This is a genomic window from Paraburkholderia megapolitana (assembly GCF_007556815.1).
Taxonomy (GTDB): domain Bacteria; phylum Pseudomonadota; class Gammaproteobacteria; order Burkholderiales; family Burkholderiaceae; genus Paraburkholderia; species Paraburkholderia megapolitana.
In genome coordinates, this window is sequence record NZ_CP041745.1 from 4,275,389 (window position 1) to 4,300,881 (window position 25,493).

Consider the following 25,493-nt stretch of genomic DNA (forward strand, 5'->3'; position numbering starts at 1 on the left):
CGACCGCGAGCACGAAGTGCGAGCGGAATGAATGACGGCCTGGCCACTACCGCTCGCGGCGCGAGGGATGATCTCGTCTCGGACCACTACCGTTTCAGCGCGATGGCGACACTTAGGCGCGGGCCACAATCGTTACGCGCGGAAAGGACCAGGTAACGTTTCGAGCGGCTTTCTTTGCCTTCTTTCTTTGCCGCGGCAAAGAAAGAAGGTGCCGCCCCGCACAGGGGCAACGCCAGCGCCGCGAGGCGCCAACGAAGAGCCGCCGGCCGAGACAAACAAAAGCCAACCAAGAGGCGCTAACAAGAAGCCGCCGGCCAGGACAAAAACAAAAGACCAGCGGCCAAGAAAGCCAAACCAAAGAGATAACCTAAATTCCCCCTTCTTTTCCCCCCATCGCGCGGCACGCCAATAGAGAACAATCCACCCTACCAGCACTGACGCACGCAAAAGCACGCAAGCGCAAGCACCACCGCACAAGCAAACGCAAACGTAAAACCAAACCCAAATCTCATGGCAATCACGACCCCCAACCAGCCGACCATAGTCCAGGTGGCCTCACCGGGCCCGATCAAGCGCGTTCTGCTGATCGCGCTGATCGCGCTGCTCGCTGCGGCAGCAACTGGCGTGGGTGTGTGGTTCTTCATGAGCAAGCGCGTCGCGACACCGACGACGGCATCGACAGCAACGCCGCCCCCCTCCGCAGTACCCGTGTTCTTCCCGCTGGAGCCCATGACCGTCAACCTGCAATCCGACGACGGCCAGCAGCACTACCTGCGCATCGGCCTCACGTTGAAACTGAACGACCAGCGCACACAAGACCACTTAACTGAACACATGCCCGAAATCCGCAGCCGCGTGCTGCTGGCGCTGTCGAACAAACACCCCGACGAACTCGCGCCGCTCGACGGCAAGCGCGCGCTCGCCCAGGAACTGAAAACGCTGATCGAACAGCCGACCGAGCCGGGCGGCCAGCCCGCGCGCGTCCAGGACGTGCTGTTCACCGAATTCGTCGTGCAGTGACCTCGCGTCACGCTGCGTCGACCCTCAACCGCGAACGGATGCACGAGGAACAGGAATGGGCCACGAAGAGTTCATGTCCCAGGAGGAGGTCGATGCGCTCCTCAAGGGCGTCACCGGCGAAACCGACACCGAGACCGAGCCGGCCGACCGCTCGGGCGTACGCCCGTACAACATCGCGACGCAGGAACGCATCGTCCGCGGCCGGATGCCTGGCCTCGAGATCATCAACGATCGCTTCGCGCGGCTGCTGCGCGTCGGCATCTTCAACTTCATGCGGCGTACCGCGGAGATCTCGGTTGGTCCGGTAAAGGTCCTGAAGTACAGCGAGTTCACCCGCAACCTGCCGATCCCGACCAACCTCAATCTCGTTCACGTGAAGCCGCTGCGCGGCACGTCGCTGTTCGTCTTCGATCCGAACCTCGTGTTCTTCGTCGTCGACAACCTGTTCGGCGGCGACGGCCGGTTTCATACGCGCGTCGAAGGACGCGATTTCACGGCGACCGAGCAACGCATCATCAGCAAGCTGCTGAACCTCGTGTTCGAGCACTACGGCAGCGCGTGGAAAAGCGTGCGGCCGCTGCAATTCGAATTCGTGCGCTCGGAGATGCACACGCAGTTCGCGAACGTCGCGACGCCGAACGAGATCGTCATCGTCACGCAGTTCTCGATCGAGTTCGGTTCGACCGGCGGCACGCTGCATATCTGCATGCCGTATTCGATGATCGAGCCGATCCGCGACGTGCTGTCCTCGCCGATCCAGGGCGAAGCACTCGAAGTCGATCGTCGCTGGGTGCGCGTGCTGTCGCAACAGGTGCAGGCCGCGGAAGTCGAACTCACCGCCGATCTCGCGCAGATCCCGGTGACGTTCCAGCAAATTCTCAACATGCGCGCCGGCGATGTGCTGCCGATCAACATCCCCGAGCACATCGTCGCGAAGGTCGACGGCGTGCCGGTGATGGAATGCGGCTACGGAATTTTCAATGGTCAGTACGCGTTGCGCGTCCAGAAGATGATCAGCGCAACCGACACGACGAAGGAAGGTGGATATGAGTGACCTGAATAGCGCACCGGAAGCGCAGCTTCCGGTCGGCGAACCGAAGCTCGCCAGCCCCGAAACGGCTGCGGACCCGGCGCTCGACGACTGGGCCAGCGCGCTCGCCGAGCAGAACAACGGCGCCGAACTGAACGCATCGACGGCCGGCGTCTTCCAGCCGCTGTCGAAGGTCGAACCGACCGCCACGCGCAACGACATCGACATGATTCTGGACATCCCCGTCCAGATGACCGTCGAACTCGGCCGCACGAAGATCGCGATCCGCAACCTGCTGCAGCTTGCGCAGGGCTCAGTCGTGGAACTCGACGGGCTTGCCGGCGAACCGATGGACGTGCTCGTGAACGGCTGCCTGATCGCTCAAGGCGAGGTGGTCGTCGTCAACGACAAGTTCGGCATCCGGTTGACGGACATCATCACGCCGTCGGAACGCATCCGGAAACTCAATCGATGAAGTCTGTCGTCTGCCGCAGCGTTGTGCGAAACGCCGCACGCCGCTTTCGAATGCTGCCCACGCTCGCTGCATCGGCGCTGTTCGTCTGCTGCGCCCACCTCGCTCAAGCCGCCGATATCAACGCGGTGAACAACGCCGCGCAAATCGCCTCCGGTGTCGGTGCGGGCACTGCGGTGCCGTCGCTGGGTGTGGGTGCGGTTCTGCAGACTGTCGTCGGTCTCGTCGTCGTGATCGGTATCGTGTTCGGTTTTGCGTGGCTCGCGCGGCGTCTCGGCTTTCAGCCTGCGCAGCGCAGTGGGCTTGTAAAGACGATCGGTGGTGCATCGCTTGGCGGTAAGGAACGCGTCGCGCTGGTCGAGATCGGCGACACGTGGCTCGTGCTCGGTGCGGCGCCCGGCCAGGTGCGTCTGTTGCATACGATGCCTGCGGACCCTGCCGTAACTGAACCCGGCGCAGAACAATCTGTCGCGCCCCTCGCCGGCACGTTCGGCCAGCGCTTTCGCGAAGCGCTCAAAGGCGAGGTAGGCAAGCGCCTGAACCGCCCCGGCAGCGGAGACCAGTAAATGCCGCTCCACCGCTCTCATGCACGCAACCTGCTGCGCGCTACCTGCCGCCTCATACCGTTCGCATTGCCCGCGCTGATGCTCGCGCTGCCGTCGCTGTCATTCGCACAAACCGCGGGGCTGCCTGCGTTCAACACGAGCCCCGGTCCGAACGGCGGGACGACCTATTCGCTGAGCGTGCAGACGATGCTGCTGCTCACGATGCTGTCGTTCCTGCCCGCGATGGTTCTGACGATGACGAGCTTCACGCGCATCATCATCGTGCTGTCGCTGCTGCGTCAGGCGCTCGGGACCAACACGACGCCGCCTAACCAGGTGCTGGTCGGCCTCGCGCTGTTTCTGACGTTGTTCGTGATGTCGCCGGTGCTCGACAAGGCCTACACGGACGGCTACAAACCGTTTTCCGAAGGCACGATCCAGATGGACGACGCGCTCTCGCGCGGTGTTGCGCCGTTCAAGGCGTTCATGCTGCGCCAGACCCGCGAAACAGATCTCGCGCTGTTCGCGCGCATTTCGCACGCGGCACCGATGCAGGGCCCCGAGGACGTGCCGCTGTCGCTGCTCGTGCCGGCCTTCATCACGAGTGAACTGAAGACCGGCTTCCAGATCGGCTTCACGATCTTCATTCCGTTTCTCATCATCGATATGGTGGTGGCGAGCGTGTTGATGTCGATGGGGATGATGATGATCTCGCCCGCGACGATCTCGCTGCCGTTCAAGCTGATGTTGTTCGTGCTCGTCGACGGCTGGCAGTTGCTGCTCGGCTCGCTGGCACAGAGCTTCACCTGATGCAGCCGCACCTCGTCAAGGACGCTCGATCATGACGCCGGAAAACGTCACCACGATTGCCCACGAAGCGATGTACGTCGCACTGGCGCTGGCCGCGCCGCCGTTGCTCGTGGGGCTCGTGGTCGGGCTGATCGTGAGTCTGTTCCAGGCCGCGACGCAGATCAACGAAGCGACGCTGTCGTTCATTCCGAAGCTGGCAGCGATCGCGCTCACGCTCGTGCTGATCGGCCCGTGGATGCTCACGACCATGCTCGACTACATGCGCCATATGTTCACCAGCATTCCGATGCTCGCGAACTGAACGACGATGTTCACCGTCACCTACGCGCAACTGAACGCATGGCTCACCGCGTTTCTGTGGCCGTTCGTGCGGGTACTCGCCCTGGTCGCGACCGCGCCGGCGTTCAGCGAGAAGTCGGTGCCGGTGCGCGTGAAGGTCGCCATCGCGGCGTTCGTCACGCTGATCGTAGCCCCTACGCTTGGACCTTTGCCGCAGGTCACCGTGTTTTCCGCGACCGGCATCTGGATCGTCGTCAATCAGTTTCTGATCGGCGTGGCGCTCGGCTTCACGATGCAGATCGTCTTCGCCGCGATCCAGGCCACCGGCGAAATCATCGGCTTCGGCATGGGGCTCGGCTTCGCGACCTTCTTCGATCCGCACGCGAGCGGCTCGAGCGCCGTCGTCTCGAAGTACATGAACACCATCGCGATGCTCGCGTTCATTGCACTGGACGGCCATCTACAGATGCTGACCGCGCTGCTCGGTACCTTCCAGACGGCACCGGTCGCGGCCAACATACTCGGCGCCGGGGGCTGGCGGATGCTCGCGGGATGGGGCGCGACGGTGTTTTCGGCGGGGTTGCTGCTGTCGTTGCCGGTGGTGGCGGCGCTGCTGATCGCCAACCTGTCGCTCGGCATCCTGAACCGTGCGGCGCCGCAGATCGGCGTGTTCCAGATCGGCTTTCCACTGACGATCCTCGTCGGCATGCTGCTCGTGCAACTGATGGCGCCGAATATGATTCCGTTTTTTGCGCGGTTGTTTGACAGCGGGATTGATGAGATGGGGCGGGTGGCGTTGGGGTTCAGGTAGCGGGCTCTGCGATTCCCTCACTCGTAACCCATACCCAACGCTTGCGCCTGGCGCGCTAACTCGGCCATCGCTTGCTCACTGGCCAGATCGCGTGCGGCCTTGAACTGCATCAGATCCGAAAAACGCACGCGACGGTGCTTGCCAGCCCAATGGAACGGCAGCGCACCGTCTTCCAGTTGCTTGACGAGATGCGGTCGGGAAACATTGAGCAGGTCGGCTGCTTCCTGCGTGGTCAACTCGGCATGAACAGGCACGATCTTGACGGCATTGCCGTCGGCTAGCTCGGCCAGGATGTCGACTAGCAGGCGGAGTGCCGAGGTGGGCAGTTCCACCTGATGGGCTTGATTGTCGTCGTCGAAGATCTGGATACGCTGGGTCTCGACCCGAGTGGTTAGATAGGCTGCCAGGGCGCGTTGGCCTTGCACGGCAGCCTGCACTTCCCGTTCGACGGGTAGCGTCATCTTCGGATAGGTGGCGGTCACGGCATCGCTCCTGGCGGTTGATCAATGGCGCCACTCTAAACGAAATAATCGAAAATCGCAATAAACGAAACAGACGAAACGCCTTCCCTTCGAACTAACTTCCCGATCGGGAAGAATCTTGGCTTAGAGCTGACTGCGACGAGGCGCAAATGAACCCGCCCGACGTCGTTGGGGACGGTCGGATTTCAGTCGGGAAGAATCGAAGGTCCGCGCGCGCTCTACGGTCGCTTGGCGGACGGAGACAGCGCAATAGCGCCTAGTTCAGATAATTGAACAACGACATATTCTGAATCTTCGCAAACCCTTCCTGCGCCGCCTGCAACGCGTTCTGCGTCATCGTGTACTGGCTGACGATCGTCGTCAGGTTGGTCGTCGTCAGATCCGCGAGGTTGCTTTGCGTCTGCAGCGAGTTGGTCTGCGTGACCGCCTGCAGCGCCTGAATTTCCTGCTCGCGCCCACCCACCGATGCCTGCACGGTAATGACGTTGTTGCGCGTGTTGGCGAGCTGCGCCATGCCGGTCGTCAACGCGTTCTGCAGGTTCGCGCTCGAAGCCGTACCGGTGACTGGCGTCTGCAACGCCTTGACCACTGAATCGATCGTTGCGAACACATCGGTGCCGGCCTGCGCGGCCGGCTTCACCGTGAACGAGTCGCCGGCTGCCGGTGCGCCGGTAATCGCCACGTTCTGACCGCCGCCCAGCGAGATCGCCGAACCCGCGGTAAAGGATGTCGGTGCGCTCACCGTGGGCGGCGTGGTCGACTGGTCGGTCACCGTGTAGGTCGTCGCGCTCGAGAACGCAATCGAAAACGTATGCGAGTTGCTCGCGCTGGCCGCATTCGTCGTACTCACCGCACCGATCACGCCGGTCCCGATGTTCGCCGGGTTGCCCGACGGAATCGAACTGGTGCCGACCGTCGCAACGCTCTGGAACACGGATGCGCCGTTGTCCGCAGTCGAGATGTCGCGTGTGCCGGCCACCTGCATCGTGCGGTTACCAGCGTCGCCGGTGTAGACCACCGCACCGGTCGCGCTGGCGGAGAACGGCGCGGACGTGTTCTGGAAACCACCGAACAGATAGTTACCCTGTGCATCGGTGGCATTGCCGAGCGTCACCAGCTGGCTGCGCAACCCTTGTAGCTGCGTCGCGAGCGCACTGCGGTCGCTGTCGCTGAGCGAGCCGTCGCCAGCGCGCACGAGCAATGTGTTGATGTTCGTCAGCACGGTGCTGACGCTGCCGAGCGTCGAATCTTCGGCTTGCAGCGACGACAGCGCAGTGCTCTGGTTGGCCGAGTACTGCGACAGCGTCGCGCCCTGTGCGCTCAATTGCACGGCCTGCGCGGCGCCGAGCGGATTGTCCGACGGCGTCGCAATGCTCACACCGCTCGACAGCTGCTGATACAGCTGCGCAAGCGTGTTCTGCTGGTCGTTCATCGCCTGAACGCCCATGTTGAAGTACTGCGTCGTAGAGATACGCATGGCTCAACGCCTCACTGGAAAATGCCGAGCAGCGTCTGGAACAACGTCGACGCCGTCTGGATAACTTTGCTGTTGGCCTGATACAGCTGCTGATACTGCAACAGGTTCGCGGCTTCCTCGTTGATATTCACGCCCGATACCGACTGCTGCGCGGACGTGATCTGCGTGACCAGCGAGGTTTGCGCCTTGTTCTGCGACTGGACCTGGTTCGTCTGGTTACCGATCGTGTTCACGTAGTTCGCGTACGCGCTGGTCAGCGTGGACGTTCCACCGTTGAGCGCCTTCGCGGTAACGAGATTCGACAGCGCGAGCGCGTTGCGGCCGTCGTTGCTGCCACCGGTGTTCTGGCCGATCGTAAAGGTGTCGCCGCTGTTCGGCGTGCCGCTCAACGTCACGGTCACGGCATTCATCGAGCCGGCCGGCGCGGGCGTCGTTGCGCTGTTGATCGTCAGCGTGGCACCGGTGGCCGGGTTGTACGGCACCTGTGTGGTGCCGTCCACGATAGTGACCGGCGCCGAGCCCGGGATATTCACGATCGAACCCGCCGGAAAACCTGTGAGAAAACCACCGGTGGCCGGTGCAGGCGCAGAACTATAGGTCAGCGTAGTCGTGCCCGACGGCAGCGAATAACCCGCCCCCACCGAACCCTGCGAAATGGTCGCAGCACCGCTGTTGCTACTACCCTTCGCGGCCAGCACCGGCGAAGCCGCCGCAATCGCGCCGGCATTCGTGGTCGCGAGCGCGAAGTTGTCGAGCGCGCCGCGCGTCGGCTGCACAGTGAACGAATCGCCTGCGGCCATCGTGCCGCTTAGCGAGAACTGCAAGCCGCCGATCGGGTTCGTCAGGTCGGTTGCCGTGGTCGTCGTGCCGGTCTCGTTGTCGGTCAGCGTGTACTTTGTGCCGTCGTAGGACAGCGTGTAATCGCTCGTAGTCGGCTGCGCTGCATTCGCAAACGATGCCGACAGCGTCGCACTACTCGTGTTGTTCTGGTTCGCGTAGACGGTGGGCGAACCAACCGTGAACAGATTGCCCCCCGCCTTGCCCGTCAGATCGAGACCTAGTGCGTTCTGCGCATTGACCTGCGCCGCGAAGCTGGTCGCGATCGCACCCAGTTGCGCGGCGGCCGGATCGAGCGTCTGGCTGCGGAATGTCAGCAGCCCGCCGAGCGTCCCGCCCGTTACCGAGCTATCCGGCATCGTCTGCGGAGTCGGCGCGGGCGTTGCGCCAGCGAGGCCGAGGTAGGTCACCGACTGCTCGGTAGGATCGCCCGGCGACGTCGCTGTGCCGAGATTGAAGCTCTTGTCGGCGAGGACGAGCGGCTGCCCGCTGCTCATGAACAGGCTATAGCTGTTGCCGTTCTGCACGACCTGCACACCGACGAGTTGCGACAGGTTCGACACCGCGAGATCGCGCTGGTCGAGCAACTGGTTGGGCGGCTGGCCGGCGCTGCTGCCCGCCGCGATCTGCGCATTGAGCTGCGCGATCTGCGCGGTGTAGCTGTTGATCGACTGTACGGTGCTCGACAGTTGCGTGTTGACGCTCGCGCGCAACTGGTCGTACTGCTGACCCGCCGCGTTGATCTGGTTCGCGAGCGTCTGCGCACTGCTAATCGCGGTCTGGCGCGCGGATTGATCGGCGGGATTGTTCGATACACCCTGCAAGCCGGTGAAGTAGCCTGTAATCGCACTCGCAATACCGGTGGTCGGACTGCCGACCAGGTTATTCAACTGCGCGATCAGCGTGTAGTACGTGTTGAGCGATCCGCCCTGCGACTGCGCGTTGTTCAGCTGCGTGGTCAGGTACTGGCTGTACTGACGCTGCACGGTCGAGGTCGATACGCCTTGCGGCAGATAACCCGAGCCGGTGTACTGGCCGCCCGTCTCCTGATAGACGGGACGTTCCACCGAATAGCCCGGTGTCGACGCGTTGCTTATGTTCTGGCCGGTCGTCGTCAGTCCCCATTGCGCGGCGTTAAGTCCGCTGAGACCGATGTTCAAGAGGTTGCTGGACATGCGTCATCCTGGAGTGGCGAGCGTCGGATGGCTTCCCGGCGCGTTGCGTGAGCTTCCTGTATATCGGCTCGCCGGCGGGAAAATTGAGGCCGGCGCATTCGCTTGCGTCGGCCTCGCATCAGGCCCGCATCAGCGACCGGCGTTTCATCTCCAGTTGCGTGATGAGCCGCTGCAGGGTGTTTTCCGCGCTGCCCGGCAGCGCGACGAAACGAAGTCCGAGCTGGTAACGCTGTGTGCCGTCCGGCAGCGCGACCGCGCGATGCGATACGAGTTGCACATCGAGCGACAGCATGCTGAGGCCGCCGAGGCTCAATTCGACATCGGGCAGCGTGATGCCGAGTGGCAGATCGGCGAAGCGCTCGTCAGTGGCGTACACGCCCACGCCACCCAGCGACAGATCGTGCACCTCGCAGCGAAACGTCTCGCCATCCGGCAAGCGGCCGCGACAAACGTAAGGATCAAGCACCGGCGCATCGACGCGAAAATATTCGCGCCGCTGCACGTGATACAGCACCTCGGGGAAGTCCGCCTCGAACGCGAGCAACCCTTCGAAATGTCGTTCCCGCGGCGTCGAACTCGCAAACTCGACGCGCACGCCGTTTTGCGAAGCCCGAAACTGGCAGCGCGGCGCCGCGAGCACGCGGCGGTTCTGCTCGGGCAACGCGCCCCGGTCGAACGTGAACGTCTGGCCGCGCACATCGACTGCGAGAATCTGCGTAACCAGTTGACCGCCCTTGTATTGCACGGTCAGAAAATCCCCGCGATTCACGAGATTGCGCAACTGCACGCCGATCTCAAGTGGATTGCGTCGGCCGAAATCATGGTCGTCGTGGGCGATCTGCCCGCTCGCGCCGTCGTCAAGATGGCGCGCGACGTCGTTCTGGCCGCTCGACTGCGAAGTATCCATGGGCTTGCCGGTATGCAGGTTCTCTCGGGCGCGCGGTGCTTCTTCGGCTGGGCAGCCACCGGGGTCTCCTCAGTAGTCGCGCGCGTTCGACCGGAACGACAAAGCCTTCCGGTTCTCGGATCTTCCTGAATAGCGGCAGCGCGCCCCAAAAGTTTAGGGGCGCCTTGCTAAATATTTCCTTGCCGATCGTGCGGTTAGGCCAGCCGTCGTACGGACGGCCGGCTGTCCCGTCTTGTTCTGCGACATGGCCCCGTCGCTTCCCTGCCTCGTTATGCCAGCTTGCAGAAGACGGCTATGCCATCTTCTGCATGATCGAAATGAGTTTCTTCGCGTAATGCGGATCGGTCGCGTAACCCGCGCGCTGCATGCCGTGCGCGAAGCCGGCCACGTCGTGCGATGAATTCAGCACCTGCGCATAGCGTGGATTGGCCTTCAGCAGGTTCGCGTAGTCGGTCATCGCATCCTGGTACGAGTCGTACGCGCGAAATTTCTCGACTACACGTTGCGGCTGGCCATTCACGTACTCGGTCGTCAGCGTCGACACGGTTTTGCCGGTCCAGTCTTTGGTTGCCTTGATACCGAACACGTTGTGGCTCGACGAACCGTCCGTCTTGCGGATCTCGCTCTTGCCCCAACCCGATTCGAGCGCCGCCTGACCAATGATGAAGCGCGCCGGAATGCCGGTCGCCGCACTCGCCGCCTGCGCAGGCGCCGCGAGCTTGTCGACGAACGCGTCGACTTTCTGCGACGAGCCGTCGCCGCGCAACGGCGGCGTCAGCGCGCTGTTTGCCGAATAGCCCTTGCCCGCCGCGAGCGCGCCGTTCGCCGCGCTGTTGCTGTATGCATTGGCAAGCGCGTTGAGCGCCGCGTTGTTGCCGGCATTCGCGTCGTCGCCGCCCTGGCCCGCGTTGCGCATCAATTGCTTGAGCATCGCATCGGCCACGCCGATGCCCTTCGACGACATCTGCTGCGACAACTGCTGATCGAGCATCGACGTGAAACTCGCGCTGTCGTGTGAGTCGAACGGACCGTCGGACGGCGTCGCATCGCGCATGCTCTTTAGCATCATCTGCGTGAACACCGCGTCGAACTGCTGCGCGGCCATCTTCAGGCCGGCCTGAGGCGACGCGTTGACCTGCGCGCGCAAGCTGTCGAACCCCTGTACGTCGAGGGCGAAGCGCTGGCTCAGGTCGTTTGCGGTCCGGGAAGGATCAGAGTTCATCGTCGTCGTCCTTAGATGATTTCCAGATCGGCACGCAGCGCGCCTGCTGCCTTCATCGCCTGCAGGATCGACATCAGATCCGCGGGCGTCGCACCCAGTGCGTTGAGCGCCTTCACGACTTCGGCGAGATTCGCGCCGGCGGAGACGAGCTTGACCGCGCCGTTATCCTGCTTGAGCTGGATCTGCGACTGTTGCGCGACCACCGTCTGGCCATTCGAGAACGCGCCCGGCTGGCTCACCACCGGCTGCGTATTGATCACCACCGAGAGGTTGCCGTGCGCGACCGCGCAACTTTGCAGCGTGACCATCTGGTTCATCACGATCGACCCGGTGCGCGCGTTCAGGATCACCTTCGCCGCGGCCAGCGCCGGCCGCACATCGAGGTTCTGCAACTGCGCCATGAAGGCGACCTGCTGTTCGCTGTCGGCTGGAGCACGCAACTGGATCGTGCGGCCGTCGAGCGCGGTCGCCGTGCCGCCGCCGAATGCGTTGTTCACCGCTGCGACAATGCGCTGCGTCGTGTCGTAGTCCATGTCGTTCAGTTCGAGCTGCATCACGCCGCCTTGCGACGCGACCGTCTGCACGGCCCGCTCGACAATAGCGCCCGCCGCGATGCGGCCGGCCGCGAGCTGGTTCACCTGCACGCGGCTGCCGTTCGCGCTCGCGCCGGCGCCGCCCACCGCGAGGTTGCCCTGGGCCAGCGCATACACCTGGCCGTCCGCGCCCTTCATCGGTGTGAGCAGCAGCGTGCCGCCGCGCAGGCTCTTCGCGTTACCGAGCGACGACACGGTGACGTCGATGGCCTCGCCGGGACGCGCGAACGGCGGCAGCGTTGCGGTCACCATGACGGCGGCGACGTTCTTCAACTGGATCGTGCTCAGCGCCGAGGTGCCCGAGTTGTTCGAGCCCGCCGACTGGTTGTTGATCGAGATGCCGAGGTTCGCGAGCATGTTCGCGAGTGTCTGCGTCGTAAATGGTGTTTGCGTGGTCTGGTCACCGGTGCCGTCGAGCCCGACGACGAGGCCGTAGCCGATCAGCGGGTTATCGCGCACGCCTTGGATCGAGACGAGGTCCTTCAGGCGCTCGGCGTGTGCGGCGGGTGAACTGAACGAAAGCGCGAACGCAAACGCGAGCGCGGCGCAGACCGGTACAAGTCCGACCGAACGGAATCCGGTAGCAAGGCGCACAGCGCGGCGAAAGAAAGCGAAGTTCATCATCACCACGGCGCCACGTTAAGGAAGAACCGTTGCAGCCAGCCCATGTTCTCCGCTTCGTTGATATAGCCCTTCGCCGAATATTCGATTTTCGCGTCGGCCACCTGGGTCGAGTACACCGAGTTCAGACCCGAGATCGTGTTCGGATTGACGACCCCCGAGAAGCGCACGAACTCGTTGCCCTGGTTGATCAGCATCTGCTTCTCGCCGCTCACGACGAGGTTGCCGTTCGGCAGCACGTTCGTCACCGTGACGGTGATGGTGCCGTTAAACGTGTTCGACGCGTTCGCGCCGCCCGTCGAATTGAACGTGTTGTCGCCCTTCGCGCTGAGGTTCGCCTTGCCGAACAGGCCGCCCAGAAAACCGGCGGTCGGCACGTTGAAGTCCGTCGTCGAATTGCGGTTGGTGGCGGCCCCCGACGACTTCGTCGCGTTGATGTTCTCCTGAATCACGATGGTCAGGATGTCGCCGATATTGCGCGGGCGCTGGTCTTCGAATAGCGGCCGGCCTGCGTAGCCGGGGTTGTAGATCGAGCCCGCCGTCTGCATCTGCGGCGGCATGGCAGGGTAAGCCGTCATCGGCTGCTGGACGATCGGCTGCCTCGGCGCGAGCCCGCAGCCGCCGAGTGCGGCAGTGGCCGCGGCAACAAGCAGCGCCACGCAGCAGCGTGTCCGAAGCGGAATACGGTTGAAGTACGACATCTTGATTACCGTCTGTGTGTTCCCGACTGCACGTGCCCGATCACACCGGCATCTGGCTGAGCGTCTGCAGCATCTGGTCGGACGTCGTCACGGCCTTGCTGTTGATTTCATAGGCGCGCTGGGTCTGGATCATGTTCACCAGCTCCTGCACCACGTTCACGTTCGATGCTTCGACATAGTTCTGATTCAGCGTGCCCGCGCCGTTCAGACCCGGCGTCGTGACATTCGGCGTACCCGACGACGACGTCTCCACGAACAGGTTTTCGCCGCGTGCGTCGAGCCCGGTCGGGTTGATGAACGTCGCGATCTGCAGCGCGCCAATCTGCACGCTGTTGCTCGATCCGGCCTGGGTCACCGAGACCGTGCCGTCGCTACCGATCGTCAGCGACGTCGCGTTCTGCGGAATCGTGATCGCGGGGATCACCTGGTAGCCGCTCGACGTCACCAGCTGGCCTTGCGAGTTGGTCTGGAACGACCCGTCGCGTGTGTAGGCGTTAGTGCCGTCGGGCATCTGCACCTGGAAGAAGCCCTGACCGTTGATTGCCACGTCCTTCGAGTTGCCGGTCTGCGTCAGGCCGCCCTGCGTGTAAAGCCGCTCCGTCGCGACCTGCTGAACCCCGGTGCCGAGCTGGATGCCGGACGGCAGTTCGGTCTGCTGCGTCGAATTTGCACCGGGCTGCCGCACGGTTTGATACAGCAGGTCCTCGAACACAGCGCGCGAACCCTTGAAGCCGTTCGTGCTGACGTTCGCGAGGTTGTTCGAGATCACGTCCATCTGCGCCTGCTGCGCATTCATGCCGGTGGCGGCGATATACAGTGAGCGGTTCACGGTGTTCTTCTCCTGGCTAAGCCTGGCTAAAACTACTGGGCAGCGCGGCGTACGAAACGCCGCATCGCCATCAGCTGAAATTGAGCAACTGGTTCGCAGCCTGTTCGTTCTGATCCGCCGATTCGAGCAGCTTCGTCTGCATCTGGAACTGCCGCGCATTGGTGATCATCGAGACCATCGCCGTGACCGGATTCACGTTGCTGCCCTCCAGCGATTCCGGTGCGAGCACGACGCTCGGGTCCGCGTCGGCGGGGTTGCCATCGGCGGTGCGGAACAGGCCATCGTCGCCGCGCTGGAGCGTGCCCGGATCGGGATTTACGAGCTTCAACTGATCGACGATCGCAATCGCCGTCGGTGGATCGCCCGGGATCAGCGCGGACACGGTGCCGTCCTTGCCGATCGTCACCTCCGCACCCGGCGGCACCGACAGCGGACCGCCGTTGCCGACCACCGGCTGGTTCGTCGCGGTGACGAGCTGGCCGTTTTCGTCGACGTGCAGGTTGCCCGCGCGCGTGTACGCTTCGTTGCCGTCGGCGGTCAGCACCGACAGCCAACCCTGACCCTGCACCGCCACATCGAGTGGATTGCCAGTGCGTTGCAGCGGGCCTGGTGTGAAGTCCGCGCCCGGTGTCGAGGCGAGTACGAACGTGCGGGTCGTGTCGGTAGCGGCCTGGGTACCGTCGCCGAAGTTCATCGGCACGGCGCGAAACGTCGCGAGCTGCGCGCGAAACGCCGTCGTCGACGTATTCGCGAGATTGTTCGCGACCACGGCCTGCTGCTCGAGCGCCTGCGAGGCGCCCGTCATCGCGGTGTAGATCAGACGATCCATGGTGAGCTCAGTGCGTGCCGCGCTTACAGGTTGATCAGCGTGTTGTCGACGGTCTGTTGCGTCTTTATCGTCTGCGCGTTCGCCTGATAGTTGCGCTGCGCCGTGATCAGGTTCACGAGTTCGCTCGTCAGGTCGACGTTCGAACCCTCTAGCGCGCCACCCTGCAACGTGCCGTGGTTCGTGCTGCCCGGCGTCGAGATCTGCGCCACACCCGACGAAGCGGTCGCCGCATACTGGTTGCCGCCGAGACTCACGAGCCCGTTCTGGTTGCTGAAATTCGCCAGCACGATCTGCCCGAGCGCCTGAGTCTGGCCGTTCGAGTAGTTGCCGGTCAGCGTGCCGTCGGTGCCTACCGTGAAGTTCGTCAGCGTGCCGGCGGCGTAACCGTCCGGCTGCATTTTGGTAACGCCATCCGTGCTGCCAAACTGCGTCGTGCCCGCAATTCCCAGTTGGATGGTCTGCGGCGTCGCCGAGCCGTCCGTGTTCGGAATCGAGAAGCTGAATGTGAGCGGCGGATTGGTTGCGACCGGCGGCGTCCCCGTCGTCGTGCCGGTCAGGTTGCCCGACGTATCGAACGTCGCGGTACCGATCTTCGACGGCGTTCCGCCGCTTGCCGCGCCCGCGTAGACGTCCCACGAACCAGTCGCCGACTTCACGAAGTACATGTTCACCTGCTGCGAGCCGCCCAGCGAGTCGTACACCTGGGTCGAGGTCGTGTAGCTGTAGGTGCTTTTGTTGGTCGGATCGAGGGTCGTGCCGGCTGCTACCGCCGGGTCCTGCGCGTTCAGGTTGAGGCCGGCCGTAATGGTCTTGGTCGCAACCGGTGGGATATTTCCGGTGGGCAGTTGCAACGGCACCGTCTGCGCGGTGTTGATCACGCCGCCCGCGTTCGCCGCATAACCCATCAGTTGCAACCCGTCCGAGCTGACGATATAGCCGTTCTTGTCCAGCTGGAACACGCCGTTGCGCGAGTAAGTCAGCGAGCCGTTGTTCGACATCTGGTAGAAACCGTTGCCGTTGATCGCGACGTCGAGTGCCTGATTCGTCACCGAGATCTGGCCTTCCGAGAACTGCTGCTGCACTTGCGCGAGCCGCGTGCCGAGACCGATCTGCGTGTTGACCGCGGTCGCGACCGAGTTCGCGTAGACATCGGCGAACTGCGCCTGTCCCTGCTTGAAGCCGGTCGTGTTCGCGTTCGCGATGTTGTTGCCGATCACGTCCAGATCGTTTGCTGCACCTGCCAGTCCGCTCAAACCTTGTTGGTAGCCCATGACGGTCTCCGTACTCGATGAATGCGATGAATGCGATGAATCTGCAAAGCGTTAGAGAATTGCGCCGATCTGCGTGAGGCCGACCGTCGTGCCGTTCGACAACTGCAGGCCCGGTGTGCCGTCCGCCTGCGTGACGACGCTTTGCACCGTGGCAGCCGACAGCGTGGTCGCCGTACCTGCCTTGCCGTTGATCGTGCCCGTTGCCGTGAACGTGTAGGTACCGTCGGGCAGCGGGTTGCCGGAGGAGTCGGTCGGTGTCCACGTCACCGGAACCGAACCGGCCTTCTGGCTGCCCAGGTTGATCGTGCTGACGATCTTGCCGGCCGAGTTCGTCACGTTGACCTGCAGATTGGTAGCGTCGTTGGCGAGCTGCACACCGATCGGCGCCGCCTTGCCGCTGGCTACCGCCACTGTGTTACCGGGCGTGAGCACGGTCGAGCCGATCAGCAGCGCGGCCTGCGGCTGCTGGCCCGCCGACAGCTGCGTTGCCAGCGACGTAAGCGACGTGTTCAACTGGCTGATACCCGTCACCGTATTGATCTGGGCAAGCTGCGAAGTCATCTGCGAGCTGTCCATCGGATTGGTCGGGTCCTGGTTCTGCATCTGCGCGATCAGCAGTTGCAAGAACGTGTTCTGCAGGCTCGCGCCCGACGTCGCACTCGACGACGAAGATGACGAAGTGCCGGTCGTGCTGTTCGTACTGCTCGTGCCGTTCATCGTGTCGAGCAGCGTCGGCGATACGGTCGTGCCGCTGCCGCCGATAGTGGTTTGCGTGGTCAAGGAAACTCTCCTCAGGTTCCGATCGTGAGCGTCTTCAGCATCAGCTGTTTCGCGGTATTCAGTGTCTCGACGTTGGCCTGATACGAGCGCGACGCCGAAATCATGTTGACCATTTCCTGCACCGGGTCGACGTTCGGCAGCGTCACGTAGCCGTCGGAATTGGCGGCCGGGTTGCCGGGGTCGTAGGCCGTCTTCATCGGCGTCGGATCGTCGATCACGCCGGTCACCTGGACCCCGCCCACCTGCTGGCCGGACGCCGTGCGCGAACCGCCGAGCGGGTCCACCGCGAACACGACCTGCTTCGCCTTGTACGGCTGGCCGTCGGGGCCGGTCGTGCTGTCCGCGTTCGCGAGGTTCGACGCCGTGACGTTGAGCCGCTGCGACTGGGCGGACAACGCCGAGCCCGCGACGTTGAAGATGTTCATCAGGGATGGCATGGCTGATCTCTCCGGGTGTTTGCGATGGGCCGGCCGGTTACAGGGTTACGTGCTGCCCGACGTGATCGCCGAGAGCATCGTCTTGATCTGCTGCGACAGCACCGTCATGCCCGATTCGAAATGCAGCGAGTTGTCGGCGAACTGCACACGCTCGGTATCGAGATCGACGGTGTTGCCGTCGAGCGAGGGCTGCGTCGGCATGCGGTACTGCGGCGTGCCGTAGTCGTCGGTGGAGCCGCCTGTCGGTGCGAGTCGCGCTGTGCCGGCCATGTGTCCTGCGTGTGTCGACACCATCTGCATCCCGCTCGTCACGCCGGCCGGCTGCGCCATCGCGAGTGGCGCGGCGTTCGACGTGCCCGATGTACCCGCGCCCTGTTTCATCGCGTTCGCGAGCGATGCGCCGAAGTCGACGTCGCGCGCCTTGTAGCCAGGCGTGTCGGCGTTGGCGATGTTCGACGACAGCAGTTCCTGCCGGTACGCGCGCACATCGAGCGCCTGGCGTCCAAAAGCGAATTCGGCATCGAGTTTGTCCAGCATCGAAATCTCCCGGAAGCGGTCACGATCGTCTGCGGCGTGGCGTCGCGCGAGGGCTGCAGCACCCGGCGCAAACCGCAGAGACCTTTATCCATGACGAGCATCTTATGAGCCGCACGCAAGCGGCAATCGGACGAATAACCGGGGAAGCCGCCCTCTATTCAACGTTTGCTCCCGCGAGTGCCTCTCTAGAATGCAAGTCGTACTGTTGGATTCGATGGAGAAGCCCGATGCCTGTCGCCGCCTTTGCTGTCCGGCCGTCTGTGTGCCGCGCGATCGGTGTGGGTCGACGGGCTGGGCGCGCGTCATGCGCTGCTGTTGCTGTTGCGCTGGGGTTCGTTGGCTTGATCGTCTGCGCGATGCCGCAGTTCGCCATCGCGCAGGAAGCCGGTGGTCCGATCGTGATTCCCGGACCGGCTGAGAAGAATCCCGCGGCGCTGGCCGAGCTGGCCAATCGCGTCGCGAGCACCGCACCCGATGCGCGCAACTCCACACCGGTAATTGCCGCGGCGATGTCGATGAGCGGCGCGACTGCCTCATCGCGCACCGACGACCGGTTCACCCAAGCCGCGAATGCAAACGGCGCAATTGTGATTCCCGGTCCCGGCGATGCCGTCGTCGCACCAGCGATCCGCCGCGCAAACTTCAACGCCGCCACGGCGAACCAGACCGCCATCGATACGCCGCGCATGATGCGTGTGAACGTGCCGGCTTCACGTGAGGTGATTCCGGTGATCGTCACGCCGGCGCAAACGCCGCCGCAGCCAGCTGTACGTCAAACGGCGCCGGTTGCTTTCAATCCGCCGCGCGCGCCGGCGGCAGCCATGGTCAGAGCGTCAGCTGCTGCGCCAACCCAGCCCACGGCCGCAACAGCTCAACCTGGCGGCCCCACTGCCGCCCCTGCACAAGAAGACGGCGAAACGATCCGCAGCGCGGCACTCGCCTATTTGCAGCAACAGTCCGCCGGCCTGCCAGGCAAGATCGAGATCACGGTGGCGCCAGTGTTCCCACGCGGTCTCGCCGCCTGCACGACGCTTGCGCCGTTCATGCCGACGGGCATGCGCCTGTGGGGCCGCACAACCGTCGGTGTGCGCTGCGCAGGCGAGCGCCCCTGGACGCTGTATCTACAGGCGAAAATCGCGATCCACGCGACCTACTATCTGGCGGCACGGGCGCTCGCGCCCGGCGACGTACTGAGCGCCGCCGATCTCGTCGCGCGCGACGGCGACCTCACGTCGCTGCCGATGGCTGTCGTCACCGATCCGTCACAGGCCATCGGCGCAGCCGCGCTGACGCGCGTCGCGGCGGGGCTGCCGCTGCGCCAGGACATGTTGCGTAGTGCATCGTCGGTGACGATCGGGCAGACGGTCCGGGTGGTCGCGCAGGGTCAGGGTTTCGCCATTTCGGCCGAGGGCAGCGCGATGAACAACGCGGCGCCGGGCCAGCAGGTGCGCGTGAAGACGGCCGGGGGGCAGATTATCAGCGGAATCGTCAAGGATGGCTCCACCGTGGAGATCCAGCTGTGAACGGCCGCACGGGCCGCCGCGCGGGATTGCAGACGGCGCGCGCCGGTTGCGCTAAAGTTTTGATTCGTGCATGCCGTTATCACGATCAAATCGTTCAGGAAGCCAATCGTGAAAGTCGATTCCACCACCAGCACCAATCTGCAGACGTTGAAAGACGGTCTGTCGCGGCCCCAGCAGGGCGAAGCCACGTCGACCGGCGCGGGCGCGTCGGGCACGGCCGCCGCCCCGCAGCAGGCATCGACCGGCGATGCGAACGTCAATCTGTCGGGACTGTCGGCGCATCTGCGCAGCCTGGCGGCGTCGGGTTCCGCGGATATCGATACGGCGCATGTCGAATCGGTCCGTCAGGCGATCAAGAACGGCACGCTCACCATCGATTCCAGCAAGATTGCGGACGGCGTGTTGAATACGGCGCGCGACTTGCTGCAGAACAAGACGCCGTCTACCGGCAGCTGAGCTGCGCGTCGTCCGACGACGCAGCGGCGGCCCGTGCCGCCACAAAGAAGTATTTTCCTACCCGGCCCGCGTGTCTCACGCGGGCCGTTGCGTTTACTGCGCGGCTGTTGCGCGTGCCCACGCCCTCTCATTTCATTGGCGAGTTGCGATGAAAGACGCCCTCCTTGCCAGCCTGATCGACGAGCTTGCGACCGTCGAAGCGTTCGCCTCGGCCCTTGCACTCGAAGAACATGCGCTGACGGTTGTACAGCCGCTCGAACTGCTGCCGCCCGTGGTCGAGCAGAAAACCGTGTTGATCGGGAAGCTTGCCGAGCTGGAAGCAGCCCGCGATACGCTGCTTGCGGAAATGGGTTTTCCGGCGGGCTCGCGTGGTATCGAACTGGCGGCGGATGGCGATGTGCAGATTGCCGCGCAGTGGTCGCTGCTGCGTCAGGCGGCGCAGCGGGCATGGAACGCCAACACGACGAACGGCATGTTGATCCGCACGCGGATGGACTACAACCAGCGGGCGCTCGCTGCGCTGCAGGTTGTCGTGCCGGAGAAGCCGGCGTTCTATGGGCCGGATGGGCGGATTCCGGCGTATGGGGTTTAGTTACTAAACAAGAGCGCTGAAGCTCCGCGCGGAATAACACGTTGCTTCATGCAGCGGACGTGCCGCTATTTGTTTCGAAACCGGATTACCATCCAGCCCAACGCAGCCACGACTACCGTCAGCAGTGCACCCTCTCCCACGCTTTGCGTGACCATGCGAAACGATGCTCCCTGCCTTGCAAGCATGTCCATCAGTTCGGGAGACAAAAGCATCGAAAGCACTCCGATTGCCGTTAAAGCCGTACCCGCTGAAGCGCTCAACATCGCGATACCGACAGGATCGAACCGTCTCGAGAAATTCCCGATGACGACTGCAATGCCGAACACGATCATGGCCATGATAAATAGACTGGCGACCATCCCTATCTTGGCCTTCTCACCGGGTGAACCCATGAATGCGGCTATTTCCCCGCCAAAGACAATGAAGCCCGCCAGGCTGTGCAGGATGATGCTGATTACTTTTCGAAAGACATTCATGCGTCTGCGCGATGAAAATAGGCTGTGGCAGCGGGACGATAGAGAAAAAAGCTAAAGATCGCGAGTAAGACCACTCCGGGAATCAGCAGCCCCTTGAATGGCGTGGAGATACCCGACACCACGAGTCCAATCGCCGCTACTGCAACGTAGAGTGTGCGTGACCACGCATGTCCCTTTAGCACGCCAATGCCGGAAACGATGTTAAACAGCGCGGAGACGCATCCAACTGCCAACGTCGCCCACACCGGCAGCAAACTGCGACTGAGCATTTCGACAGCGAGGGGATTACGCAGCGATAGTGGCAATTCGACAAGAGAGATCGCACTAGTAACGATCATGAACCACCCGAGAATGCCTAGTGAAATTGGTCTTTTCATGGTTTCTTTTTGTCACTTCAGGTTTGTACGATCCGCGGACGGACGCCAATGCGTAAAGTATGACATGAAGCTTTGGAATAAACGACCTTGTGACGCATTTACGGCCGGTTACTGTGCTTAAAAGGCGGGCTTGAATCGCATTTAAATAACGATACTGGTTTCACTTCGCCCAGATCATCTCCCGTAACCGAAGCAGGCATAGGTTGGGGTATCGAGCCAAGCCAAAGAACGTTCTTCCAGTGGGGAAAGATGTTGGGCGTGAGAGCGTTCTCAATGGGCAGCCTCGAGCAACAGCCGGGCGTCGTATTGCTAACCAACAGCAACAGAGGTGTGCGGATGATGAGCGACATCACTCACGAAGTATTGCCCAGCGACCGCGCAGCCCCCAGGCTGCCTGGGTAGCGGGATTCACCCCCCAATCCATCCTATTTTCGGGGATACAAAAAATATAGCCCCCTGTATTTTTTGGGGATACAATAATTTGCATGGAAATAACGTTCGACCCAGCCTGGAGAAACGTGACCTTCGAAGAGCACAGGCTTGCCTTCGAAGACGCCGCTCGCGTTTTCGAGGGTCGGACTTTGGATATGGTCGATGACTGCTTCGACTACCCCGAAGAACGGATCATCACAGTCGGTCACCTGGCGGGTCGCGTGGTGATCGTGATATGGATTCAACGCGGCGAAGCTCGCCACGTGATCGCAATGAGGAAAGCAAATGAACGCGAGAAAAAGCGGTTTGCAAAGCGACTTGGTTAAGGTGAACGCGAAGCACACCGGCCAGTTCGACCGTAACGAAATCCCGGAGCTGGGTGATGAATTCTTCCAGGAGGCGGACGAACATCACGCGGGCGTGCTCGTAAAACGAGGGCGCGGCCGACCGGCGGGCTCGAACAAGATTCAGATGAATCTGCGCATCGACATTGACGTGATCGAAGCTTATAAGGCGCAGGGAGAAGGCTGGCAAACGCGCATGAATGACGCACTGCGCGACTGGGCGAAGTCGCACGGCATGATGGGTTAACCAGGCTCTCGGCACCGGTTCGGCTGCCGCCTTTTCGCGAAGCTTTGGACAAAGAGAAACATGAGTGCGGATCTTGATGAAATAAGAGCCTTTCACGCAAAGCTGATGGCCGCCGCCAGCAACTCCGACGATCCTCGTCTGGAGCGAGTTTTCGAACTTGTTCCTCGCCATGCGTTCCTTCCGCCTGGTCCGTGGAAGATCATGGTGAACACACGCTACTGCGAGACCCCCAGCGACGATCCCGCCTACGTTTACCGAAATCATGTCGTGGCACTCGATGCAGGAAAGGGCATCAATAACGGAGAACCCTTTCTGCACGCAGCGTGGATTGGCGCAACCAATCCACGGCCCGGCGACAGGATATGCCACATAGGCGCAGGCACCGGCTTTTACACCGCCATTCTTTCCGTCCTGGCATCGCCGGGGGGCAGCGTCGAAGCTTTTGAAATCGACGCAGCTTTATCAAAAGCAGCGCGACAAAATCTTGAACCGTACGAGGGTGTCCGCGTCACTCATGCAGACGCAACACAGATCGACCTGCCCCCAGCCGATTTAATCTACGTGAATGCGGGCGTTCTCGCGCCCCCGCCTTCGTGGCTACAAGCGTTGCGCCCAGGAGGCCGGATGATTTTCCCCTGGCGTCCCGCAAACGATGTCGGACTTGCCATGCTCATCACGCGAACCGGCGAACGAGGTTTTGACGCCAGGCCTCTCATGAGCGCGTGGTTCATTCCTTGTGTCGGCGGTGCCTCGACGAATGATCACTTTGCGACGGAGCCCGATTCCAGCGCGGCATGGTCAGTCCGGTCTGTCTGGCTAACGGCAGAGCGCGCGCCGGATGAAACAGCCGTCGTTACATACAAGCACGTGTGGTTTTCCTCGGCATCTGCTGTCTGATCCTGGCATGAACACTACAACCGCGCTTTCACCGTTTGCCAGACAGCCGCTGGTCGGCCATTCATTGCCCCCTGTCGACACGGATACGACCGCGACCGTTGCTAGCGGTCCGGCCGATACGCTATAAAACTAGCGCGTCGAAAACAACGAAATACCGCCGTTGGGGAATCCTGCCGCGCCGGGTTGAAACGGCACATACACTTGCCCAAGCGTGCTGTCGATGGCGACGGAGTGCGCCCCCGTGCCCACCGGAATCTTGACGAGCAACTGCCGTGACGTGCCATCGATTACAGCCATCTGCGGGCTAAATCCTGACGCTGCTGCAATGCCGCTCGTGACGTAGTGTCGAGCCGGCAGGAAATAGCGGTTGGAAGCCGGATCGTAACCAACCTGGTCCACCCCGCCAAACGGCAGGCTGGCTTGAATCGCGCCACTCGTACGGTCGAGGATCAACGTGATGAGCGGGTCTCCGGCCGGCGGATCGCATCCAATGAGCACGTCATTATTCGGACCAAGCACGATGCCCGCCGGTGCGCATTTCCCTAGCGGAAACGACTTGCTGACAGAAGGATTTCCCGCCACCGCGGAGCTGGCCGTGATGACGTCAAGCTCGCCTTCGGGATTGGCAGCAGTACCGTCGTTGTTGATCAAAAAACTCTTCGAGGCAGGATCATAGGCGCACGCTTCGAGCCCCGACGAACCATTGAAAGAGAGCTTTGCTACCGGCTTTTGCGTCAGCGTCGAAATTAACGTGACGAATGGCGGCGAGTCTCCGGGGTTCGCAAACATCGCGAGATGATCGTCGGGATCGTAGCAGCCCTCATCGACGCGCGATCCGGAATTGCTGATGACGATTGTGTTGACCGTCTTCTGCGCAGCCGTATCGATTACTTTGACCGAGTCCACGTCGCCGACATAGATCGTGTTCGTACCGGTGATACCTACGATTCCGTCTGGACCGGATTCGTTTGTCGTGGCACCGGCACCGATGAACGGCCCCACGATCTGCGCGAGCAACGTGTTCGATTGAGTGTCCACGACATCGACTGCCTTGTTATTGCGGTCGGAGAGAAAGTACTTACCGGCCTCGACGTAGCCAATGTCAAAACTGAATGGTGGACTCGAAGCATTGGGCACGGCGATGTTTGTGAGCAGCTTCGGCGGTGTCGGTGCGCTAATGTCGTCTCCACCTCCGCAGCCGGTCAATGCAGTCACGGCGAGCAACATCAAAGTTGCCAGGCGCTTTTCCATGTTTTCGTCTCCATTTCGTTTATTGGTCTGACCGTCGGTCCATGGAGCGGCGTGAGTCTTCAAGCTTCTTGCGCTCTCGATCGGCGACTAGCAAAAAACGATTCCTTAAGAAACCTTAAGAAATCGCCATCTGATCCGCTTTACGGCTCACACAATGGCGGTGCGATGGAGAATCGAAAAGTAAAACTTATTTATGGTCCGCATTGCGTTAACGCTATACGTGTAATGAAATTGAATTTTCCATAGACGTACGGCGTGCAATTTCGCACTGCGTGTTTTAGCTACTCTGTGTGACGTCGCAGAGTGCAGTGCGCAGGAGAGTAGATCAGGAAGATTGATGTGACTGACTACTGCCTGTCGACGTAGAAACGTTCGAAGGCAGCATATCGAGTACTAACCTGTTCAACAGACTATTGATTGACGAGCCATTCGCCAGGCGCGGGAACACCTGTTTGTTGCACAACGATGCGGTTTAGCTACCCCTCACCCCGCCTCCGCATTCGCCCAAGCCATCTCCCGCAAGCGCGTGCGCAACCGCGCCACCGCCTGGCTGTGCAACTGACACACCCGCGACTCGCTAACCTCCATCACCGCCCCAATCTCGCGCAGGTTCATCCCGCGTTCGTAGTAAAGCGACATCAGCAGCTTTTCGCGTTCCGGCAACCGATCGATAGCCTCAATGAGCGCAGTACGCAAACTATCGTCAAGCAGCGCCGACAAAGGATCCGAATGATCGACGCAATACCGATCGAGAAACGGCTCATCCTCAGCGGACCGATCGAAGTCTTCGTAGTAAATCAGCTGGCTGCCATGCAGGTCCTGCAGCATCGACTGGTATTCGTCGAGCGGCATGTTCAGGTGATCGGCGATCTCCGCTTCGCTGGCCGAGTGTCCGAGCCGTTGTTCGACCCGATGCACCGCCGCCTCGACTTCGCGCGACGTGCGGCGCAGGCTGCGCGGCAGCCAGTCGTTGCTGCGCAGCTCGTCGAGCATCGCGCCGCGAATCCGCTGGCTCGCGTAGGTTTCGAACTGCGCGCCCTGATCTTCCTTGTAACGACTCGCCGCATCGAGCAAGCCGATCATGCCGGCCTGGATCAGATCGTCGAGATCGACGCTCGCCGGCATCCTGGCCACGAGCTGCAGACCGAGCCGCCTGACGAGCGGCGCGTATTTGGTCAGGACGTCGGCCTGGGAGATCTTTCCCTGCGCGTTGTACATCGTGCTCCCCTTGTC

The 25,493-nt window shown here is 62.2% G+C and carries 30 protein-coding genes; 13 read left to right on the top strand and 17 right to left on the bottom strand.

Annotation, left to right across the window (positions count from 1 at the left end; translation table 11 throughout):
* Nucleotides 1–510: 510 nt before the first annotated feature.
* The 7 genes from fliL (at nucleotide 511) to fliR (ending at nucleotide 4,967) form a co-directional block, all read left to right on the top strand.
* Complete coding sequence (gene fliL / locus FNZ07_RS32525) at nucleotides 511–1,020, top strand: flagellar basal body-associated protein FliL (protein WP_091017303.1); 510 nt, start codon at nucleotides 511–513, stop codon at nucleotides 1,018–1,020.
* 55 nt (nucleotides 1,021–1,075) lie between these two features.
* Nucleotides 1,076–2,074 carry a flagellar motor switch protein FliM gene (gene fliM / locus FNZ07_RS32530; RefSeq protein WP_091017301.1) on the top strand — a complete coding sequence of 333 codons (999 nt, stop codon included), beginning with the start codon at nucleotides 1,076–1,078 and terminating at the stop codon, nucleotides 2,072–2,074.
* Entirely contained in the window at nucleotides 2,067–2,525 is a 459-nt protein-coding gene (fliN, locus tag FNZ07_RS32535; protein ID WP_091017298.1) for a flagellar motor switch protein FliN, read from the top strand. The genes fliM and fliN overlap by 8 nt, the downstream gene beginning before the upstream one ends.
* Nucleotides 2,522–3,088 (top strand): flagellar biosynthetic protein FliO, encoded by a 567-nt coding sequence (gene fliO / locus FNZ07_RS32540; RefSeq protein WP_177228319.1) that lies wholly within the window; start codon nucleotides 2,522–2,524, stop codon nucleotides 3,086–3,088. The genes fliN and fliO overlap by 4 nt, the downstream gene beginning before the upstream one ends.
* 78 nt (nucleotides 3,089–3,166) lie before the next feature.
* The gene (fliP, locus tag FNZ07_RS32545) at nucleotides 3,167–3,877 is read left to right on the top strand and encodes a flagellar type III secretion system pore protein FliP (protein ID WP_091017604.1); all 711 of its coding nucleotides are present in this window, start codon (nucleotides 3,167–3,169) and stop codon (nucleotides 3,875–3,877) included.
* Between the two features lie 31 nt (nucleotides 3,878–3,908).
* Complete coding sequence (gene fliQ, locus FNZ07_RS32550; protein ID WP_091017296.1) at nucleotides 3,909–4,178, top strand: flagellar biosynthesis protein FliQ; 270 nt, start codon at nucleotides 3,909–3,911, stop codon at nucleotides 4,176–4,178.
* A 6-nt stretch (nucleotides 4,179–4,184) separates the two neighbouring features.
* Complete coding sequence (gene fliR / locus FNZ07_RS32555) at nucleotides 4,185–4,967, top strand: flagellar biosynthetic protein FliR (protein ID WP_091017293.1); 783 nt, start codon at nucleotides 4,185–4,187, stop codon at nucleotides 4,965–4,967.
* A 17-nt stretch (nucleotides 4,968–4,984) separates the two neighbouring features.
* Here the strand turns inward: fliR and FNZ07_RS32560 are convergent, their stop codons facing one another.
* The 13 genes from FNZ07_RS32560 to flgB all read right to left on the bottom strand — a co-directional run bounded on the left by FNZ07_RS32560 (nucleotide 4,985) and on the right by flgB (nucleotide 17,665).
* Nucleotides 4,985–5,428 carry a helix-turn-helix domain-containing protein gene (locus FNZ07_RS32560; RefSeq protein ID WP_091017602.1) on the bottom strand — a complete coding sequence of 148 codons (444 nt, stop codon included), beginning with the start codon at nucleotides 5,426–5,428 and terminating at the stop codon, nucleotides 4,985–4,987.
* A gap of 277 nt (nucleotides 5,429–5,705) precedes the next feature.
* Nucleotides 5,706–6,926 (bottom strand): flagellar hook-associated protein FlgL, encoded by a 1,221-nt coding sequence (gene flgL / locus FNZ07_RS32565; RefSeq protein WP_091017291.1) that lies wholly within the window; start codon nucleotides 6,924–6,926, stop codon nucleotides 5,706–5,708.
* An 11-nt stretch (nucleotides 6,927–6,937) separates the two neighbouring features.
* On the bottom strand, nucleotides 6,938–8,938 hold the full coding sequence (flgK, locus tag FNZ07_RS32570; RefSeq protein WP_091017289.1) for a flagellar hook-associated protein FlgK: 2,001 nt from the start codon (nucleotides 8,936–8,938) through the stop codon (nucleotides 6,938–6,940).
* Between the two features lie 118 nt (nucleotides 8,939–9,056).
* Nucleotides 9,057–9,845 carry a flagellar brake protein gene (locus FNZ07_RS32575; protein ID WP_091017287.1) on the bottom strand — a complete coding sequence of 263 codons (789 nt, stop codon included), beginning with the start codon at nucleotides 9,843–9,845 and terminating at the stop codon, nucleotides 9,057–9,059.
* A 292-nt stretch (nucleotides 9,846–10,137) separates the two neighbouring features.
* Nucleotides 10,138–11,067, bottom strand: coding sequence for a flagellar assembly peptidoglycan hydrolase FlgJ (gene flgJ / locus FNZ07_RS32580; protein WP_091017285.1), 930 nt, complete (start codon nucleotides 11,065–11,067; stop codon nucleotides 10,138–10,140).
* Nucleotides 11,068–11,078: 11 nt separating this feature from the next.
* Nucleotides 11,079–12,281: a flagellar basal body P-ring protein FlgI gene (locus tag FNZ07_RS32585; protein WP_407670697.1), complete on the bottom strand. Its 1,203-nt coding sequence runs from the start codon at nucleotides 12,279–12,281 to the stop codon at nucleotides 11,079–11,081.
* 2 nt (nucleotides 12,282–12,283) lie between these two features.
* Nucleotides 12,284–12,982: a flagellar basal body L-ring protein FlgH gene (flgH, locus tag FNZ07_RS32590; RefSeq protein ID WP_091017283.1), complete on the bottom strand. Its 699-nt coding sequence runs from the start codon at nucleotides 12,980–12,982 to the stop codon at nucleotides 12,284–12,286.
* Between the two features lie 40 nt (nucleotides 12,983–13,022).
* Entirely contained in the window at nucleotides 13,023–13,811 is a 789-nt protein-coding gene (gene flgG, locus FNZ07_RS32595) for a flagellar basal-body rod protein FlgG (RefSeq protein WP_091017281.1), read from the bottom strand.
* 70 nt (nucleotides 13,812–13,881) lie between these two features.
* The gene (gene flgF / locus FNZ07_RS32600; RefSeq protein WP_091017279.1) at nucleotides 13,882–14,640 is read right to left on the bottom strand and encodes a flagellar basal-body rod protein FlgF; all 759 of its coding nucleotides are present in this window, start codon (nucleotides 14,638–14,640) and stop codon (nucleotides 13,882–13,884) included.
* 23 nt (nucleotides 14,641–14,663) lie between these two features.
* The gene (gene flgE, locus FNZ07_RS32605; RefSeq protein ID WP_091017277.1) at nucleotides 14,664–15,911 is read right to left on the bottom strand and encodes a flagellar hook protein FlgE; all 1,248 of its coding nucleotides are present in this window, start codon (nucleotides 15,909–15,911) and stop codon (nucleotides 14,664–14,666) included.
* A gap of 51 nt (nucleotides 15,912–15,962) precedes the next feature.
* The gene (locus FNZ07_RS32610; protein WP_091017274.1) at nucleotides 15,963–16,691 is read right to left on the bottom strand and encodes a flagellar hook assembly protein FlgD; all 729 of its coding nucleotides are present in this window, start codon (nucleotides 16,689–16,691) and stop codon (nucleotides 15,963–15,965) included.
* Between the two features lie 11 nt (nucleotides 16,692–16,702).
* Nucleotides 16,703–17,128, bottom strand: coding sequence for a flagellar basal body rod protein FlgC (gene flgC / locus FNZ07_RS32615; protein ID WP_091017271.1), 426 nt, complete (start codon nucleotides 17,126–17,128; stop codon nucleotides 16,703–16,705).
* 45 nt (nucleotides 17,129–17,173) lie between these two features.
* Nucleotides 17,174–17,665 (bottom strand): flagellar basal body rod protein FlgB, encoded by a 492-nt coding sequence (flgB, locus tag FNZ07_RS32620; RefSeq protein WP_091017269.1) that lies wholly within the window; start codon nucleotides 17,663–17,665, stop codon nucleotides 17,174–17,176.
* Between the two features lie 227 nt (nucleotides 17,666–17,892).
* Between flgB and flgA the strand changes: the two genes are divergently transcribed.
* From flgA to FNZ07_RS32635, 3 genes are all read left to right on the top strand, one after another.
* Nucleotides 17,893–19,188: a flagellar basal body P-ring formation chaperone FlgA gene (flgA, locus tag FNZ07_RS32625; RefSeq protein WP_091017267.1), complete on the top strand. Its 1,296-nt coding sequence runs from the start codon at nucleotides 17,893–17,895 to the stop codon at nucleotides 19,186–19,188.
* Between the two features lie 108 nt (nucleotides 19,189–19,296).
* Nucleotides 19,297–19,644 carry a flagellar biosynthesis anti-sigma factor FlgM gene (gene flgM, locus FNZ07_RS32630; RefSeq protein WP_091017598.1) on the top strand — a complete coding sequence of 116 codons (348 nt, stop codon included), beginning with the start codon at nucleotides 19,297–19,299 and terminating at the stop codon, nucleotides 19,642–19,644.
* 148 nt (nucleotides 19,645–19,792) lie between these two features.
* Complete coding sequence (locus tag FNZ07_RS32635) at nucleotides 19,793–20,236, top strand: flagella synthesis protein FlgN (RefSeq protein ID WP_091017265.1); 444 nt, start codon at nucleotides 19,793–19,795, stop codon at nucleotides 20,234–20,236.
* Between the two features lie 65 nt (nucleotides 20,237–20,301).
* Here FNZ07_RS32635 and FNZ07_RS32640 read toward each other — a convergent pair whose 3' ends face one another.
* On the bottom strand, nucleotides 20,302–20,712 hold the full coding sequence (locus FNZ07_RS32640; protein WP_091017263.1) for a hypothetical protein: 411 nt from the start codon (nucleotides 20,710–20,712) through the stop codon (nucleotides 20,302–20,304).
* Entirely contained in the window at nucleotides 20,709–21,089 is a 381-nt protein-coding gene (locus tag FNZ07_RS32645) for a hypothetical protein (RefSeq protein WP_091017261.1), read from the bottom strand. Before FNZ07_RS32645 ends, FNZ07_RS32640 begins: the two co-directional genes overlap by 4 nt.
* A 518-nt stretch (nucleotides 21,090–21,607) precedes the next feature.
* On the opposite strand from FNZ07_RS32645, the gene FNZ07_RS32650 reads away from it, so the two are divergent.
* Genes FNZ07_RS32650 through FNZ07_RS32660 form a run of 3 tightly spaced genes read left to right on the top strand, consistent with a single transcriptional unit; the run spans nucleotide 21,608 to nucleotide 23,009 of the window.
* The gene (locus tag FNZ07_RS32650) at nucleotides 21,608–21,847 is read left to right on the top strand and encodes a BrnT family toxin (RefSeq protein ID WP_245811679.1); all 240 of its coding nucleotides are present in this window, start codon (nucleotides 21,608–21,610) and stop codon (nucleotides 21,845–21,847) included.
* Nucleotides 21,807–22,112, top strand: a complete 306-nt coding sequence (locus FNZ07_RS32655; protein WP_091017256.1) for a BrnA antitoxin family protein — start codon at nucleotides 21,807–21,809, stop codon at nucleotides 22,110–22,112. Before FNZ07_RS32650 ends, FNZ07_RS32655 begins: the two co-directional genes overlap by 41 nt.
* 60 nt (nucleotides 22,113–22,172) lie before the next feature.
* Nucleotides 22,173–23,009, top strand: coding sequence for a protein-L-isoaspartate O-methyltransferase family protein (locus tag FNZ07_RS32660; protein ID WP_091017254.1), 837 nt, complete (start codon nucleotides 22,173–22,175; stop codon nucleotides 23,007–23,009).
* Between the two features lie 129 nt (nucleotides 23,010–23,138).
* Here FNZ07_RS32660 and FNZ07_RS32665 read toward each other — a convergent pair whose 3' ends face one another.
* Nucleotides 23,139–24,260 (bottom strand): YncE family protein, encoded by a 1,122-nt coding sequence (locus FNZ07_RS32665; protein ID WP_091017252.1) that lies wholly within the window; start codon nucleotides 24,258–24,260, stop codon nucleotides 23,139–23,141.
* Between the two features lie 483 nt (nucleotides 24,261–24,743).
* Nucleotides 24,744–25,478 carry an RNA polymerase sigma factor FliA gene (locus tag FNZ07_RS32670; RefSeq protein ID WP_091017249.1) on the bottom strand — a complete coding sequence of 245 codons (735 nt, stop codon included), beginning with the start codon at nucleotides 25,476–25,478 and terminating at the stop codon, nucleotides 24,744–24,746.
* Nucleotides 25,479–25,493 lie beyond the last annotated feature (15 nt).